The organism is Atribacter sp. (assembly GCF_035418125.1).
In the GTDB taxonomy this organism is placed as follows: Bacteria; Atribacterota; Atribacteria; order Atribacterales; family Atribacteraceae; genus Atribacter; species Atribacter allofermentans.
This window is the reverse complement of record NZ_DAOLQM010000294.1, coordinates 1-2,510: the sequence shown is the minus strand read 5'-3', so window position 1 is coordinate 2,510 and position 2,510 is coordinate 1. Positions and strand designations below refer to the sequence as shown.

3 protein-coding genes and 1 pseudogene are annotated in these 2,510 nt (G+C 36.7%); all 4 read left to right on the top strand.

Annotated elements, in window-relative coordinates; genetic code table 11:
- Positions 1 to 380: 380 nt before the first annotated feature.
- Positions 381 to 962: a DUF2179 domain-containing protein gene (locus tag PLK24_RS10705; protein ID WP_218111086.1), complete on the top strand. Its 582-nt coding sequence runs from the start codon at positions 381 to 383 to the stop codon at positions 960 to 962.
- 278 nt (positions 963 to 1,240) lie between these two features.
- A complete protein-coding gene (locus tag PLK24_RS10700) occupies positions 1,241 to 1,576 on the top strand; it encodes a hypothetical protein (protein WP_218111085.1) in 336 nt (111 codons plus the stop codon).
- Between the two features lie 449 nt (positions 1,577 to 2,025).
- Complete coding sequence (locus tag PLK24_RS10695) at positions 2,026 to 2,277, top strand: TM1266 family iron-only hydrogenase system putative regulator (protein ID WP_324478987.1); 252 nt, start codon at positions 2,026 to 2,028, stop codon at positions 2,275 to 2,277.
- Between the two features lie 12 nt (positions 2,278 to 2,289).
- Positions 2,290 to 2,510 (top strand): annotated as a pseudogene (locus tag PLK24_RS10690) (hypothetical protein); the annotation flags it as partial.

The following is a 2,510-nucleotide window of genomic DNA, read 5'->3' as shown; positions in this document are numbered from 1 at the left end:
CCACGTCATCTAACCAAAAAACGGTTAGACTCCTCGCAATCAGACTGTGTCACAAATCCTTTTTTCATCAAGAATAATGTGAAAGTGGAGGACACAGTACATTTATCTTCAGTTTTTGGTTATTTATTCCCAATATTACTATAAAATATTAGCATAAGTGGGTGAAAATAATTTACAGAATAATTGTGACACAGCCTGAATGACGGATATAGAACGGGCATGATAAATTAAGCCTGTGCAAAATATTTTTATAATTGCAGGAAATTTTTTAATTCTTAAATTATGTCATATAATAAAAAAGAAATAAAATTAGAAAAAACTAATTCTCATACTTAATCATAATACAAAAGACAGCTTTTTCTTTTTTCGGAGGGTATAAAATGAACGATTCGGTATTTATTTACTATATATTGTTTCCGGCGCTTATTTTTTTAGCCCGTATGGCGGATGTAACCTTAGGAACACTGCGAATTATTATGGTTTCTCGGGGCTTAAAAAATATAGCTCCTATAGTTGGTTTTTTTGAAGTTATAATTTGGCTTTTAGCTATTCGGCAGATAATGATGAATTTGACCGAAGTTTCCTACTTTCTCGCTTATGCCAGTGGTTTTGCTGCCGGGAATTATGTCGGAATGTGGTTCGAAGAAAGGTTGGCGATGGGACATACTATTGTCCGAATCATAACCAACAAAGACATTAAACTGCTCCTAGATCAACTCCGAAATCGCAATATCGGAGTAACCTGTATTTCCGGTCAAGGATCCGAGGGACCAGTCACAGTTGTTTTTGTCATTATTAAAAGAAAGGACCTTCGCGAGGTTATTCAATTCATTAATCAATTTAATCCTCAGGCTTTTTATTCTTTAGAAGATGTGAGGCAAATAAATGAAGGTATCTTCCCTCGTAAGGGAAGCTGGTTAAATTTTCCTGGCTTATCATCTTTTAAATCTTTACGTAAATGATTTAAAGCTGTTTTTTTAGGGATGAAATTAAATTCTTGTTCAGAAAGGTATTTTGGAGTAAAATATATTCAATTCATTCCTTTAAATAAGCAGTAATGCTTTCATAAATGATTGAAGTCAGAGTGAAAGTTATTTTTCTTCAAGAACTGCATAACCATTTTTCCCTAACCAACACCGATTTATTCTTTATTGAAACCTTTGAAGTCAAAAGATTAAAAAAAACTAAAAAGAACCATTTTTTCTGTTAAGATGTGGTTCAAGCTTAAAGGAGGGAAATTATGAGTATTCAATTTGGTGACCATATCTTTGACGAGCCTACCCCCTTTGGGAAATGGCAACCACCCAAACAACCCTGCATCTATGCAGTACTGGCTCATGACCCTAAAGTGAAACCTAAGCCATACCTGGTGCTCTTTTTTGGTGAATGTGAAAATTTAAGTGATCAAACTTTCTTTCGCTCTCACATAAAATATTCTTGCTGGACAAAACAAGCCGGATCAGAAAAAAACCTCTTTATCACCCAATTGAAAATGCCAGATGCCGAAGCCTTAATTAGAAAAAAGACTCTCAATACACTCATTCAAAAATTCCAACCGGTTTGTAACGAAGTTTAAAAAGCGGTTTCTCGTTGCTTTTTCATTTCCATTCTCACCTTCTCCTATAAAAAGGAGAAGGTGAGTTCGATGGTGTATTTTTTTACTATACAACTCACTTCTCAATCTTTTTTAAGTAAAACAAGGTTCTTAATTTTAATTATCCACTTAAAATCCTCGATCTGTTGAAAACTCTTCAAATTTGTAGTATATTTAAGACACCTGACCGGAAGGAAGTTTTTCTAACCGGATGGGATGAAAAGATATCGTATACCTGAGGCAAACGGGCGAACGGTCCTGAGGTCAAGGGGCAGCGAAGTTCAACCTTGAATCCATTTGGCCTGTTCGATTTATGAACAGGCTTTTTATTGGATAAATGCTTTTTTGCCTCTTTTCTCTTCTTACGATACCGAACCACCCCTCCTCCGGCACAGGTTATCAGCAAAGTTAATTTTCCAGGGGTGATGGATATGGTTTCCGAAAAACGGATTGGTGTCATTGGTATCATTGTCGAAGACCGACAACAAGTTCCTCAGGTCAACTCACTTCTCAGTTCTTTTAACGAAGTCATTATCGGTCGAATGGGACTTCCCTACCATGAAAGGTCATTGTCAATCATCTCCATCATTGTTGATGGAAGCACTGATGAAATTGGTGCTTTGACCGGCCGTTTGGGACAAATTCCCGGTATCAAAGTTAAAAGCACCTTAGTCACTCGATAAAAGAGAGAAGGAGTGAGAGAAGTAGTGAACGACCAACCCATGCTGGTCAATGAACGGAGGGGTTTTAATCAAGAAAACCTTCGACAATTGTTTGATTTAGCTGAGCACAATCTTCCTTCCCTCTTAAAGTATGCCAACCAGATCCGTAAAGAACAGGTTGGAGATGAAGTTCACCTCCGGGGGATTATTGAGTTTTCTAATTACTGTTCCTGTCATTGTCTCTACTGTGGATT